A 1,182-nucleotide genomic window follows, 5' to 3' on the forward strand; every position below is an offset into this window, starting at 1 on the left:
GCCGCGGGAGAAGTGATTTGGAATGCCCGGTTGTGAGCTTGGAGCTCCGCCTCCTCTTCACGCGTGAGATGCGTGGGAAGTCCGGCGGAGAGTTCGGCACGGAGCTGCGCATAAAGTTGGGCGTGGTCGATGTCGGAACAATCGATGGGAGCAACCACCTCGATGCAGAGAAAACGACGGGAGCCGGTCAGGTCGGTCAGCAGTTGCACCTCGTTGCTCGTGGCGATGAAAGAGGCCGTGCGAGAAAGCGAAAGATATTGCTGACGATAGGCACGACGCCGACAGATGCGGGGGAGTTGAAGGAGATTTTTGAGCATGGACATCTGGCGAGCCGTGAAACGGTCAAACTCGTCGAGGTTGATCAGTCCGAGTTTGGTCATTTGAGCCTCGACGCTGCCGGTGGTGGTGAGGTGGAGGTGCTCGGTGTAGTAGTCGGCGAGAGCGGGCGGCATGAGCGATCGACAAAAGGTGCTTTTGCGCAACCCTTGCGACTGACTGACGAGCAGGGGGACGAGCGCATTGGCCGTGATGAGAGGAAGCCCCAGCCATTGTGCCGCAAGACTGCGCAGCCAAACGCGAAAACCCTTTTCCCAAACGGGAAGAGAGGAGATGCGACGGGCAAGGGGCAGGATGCGATCTTCACCGTCCCATTCGGGCAGGCGATTCATGTAGTCGGCCAGAGGGGGATGAAGAGGAAGCCACTCCGAATGCAGCAGCCGCTCCACGTCCACGCTCCACGCTCCGAGCCCATTATCGACGGCATCGATGGTGAGTGTGTTGAAAACCCGGCGATCGACGGTGCGGAAAGGAAGATCGCTGTCTTTGAGGCGAAATTCGGCTTCCTCGGTGAGCAGATTGAAACGGAAATCATATTGTTTTTGGAAGTGTTCAAACAATCGCCGGTGAAGATCGGCGGTTTTCTTTTTGGAAAGAAGAGAGTTTGAGGGAAGCGAGGTGTCGTGCCGAGGCTTTTTGGCGAATGAAGGGCGAGGTCTAAACAGCGTGCGCACACCTTGAAAGAGGTGACGGGCGATGCGATGAACAAGTTGTTGCATAATACGGATTTTTTCAGACATTGAATGATGTGATTAAAATTAGAGATGTTTTTCAAGCAATCAAACAGAGGGGCTCTTGTCGATGAGTTGAGAGAAGCCGCCTCTATGGATATAGGGAAAAAGAAAA

Annotated in this window: 1 protein-coding gene; it reads right to left on the reverse strand. The window is 54.8% G+C overall.

The features are described from left to right. On the reverse strand, positions 1 to 1,055 hold a 1,055-nt coding region (locus tag EII14_RS08985; protein WP_158608368.1), incomplete at its 3' end, for a VapE domain-containing protein. Positions 1,056 to 1,182 lie beyond the last annotated feature (127 nt).

The organism is Alloprevotella sp. OH1205_COT-284 (genome assembly GCF_003859795.1).
Lineage (GTDB): Bacteria > Bacteroidota > Bacteroidia > Bacteroidales > Bacteroidaceae > Alloprevotella.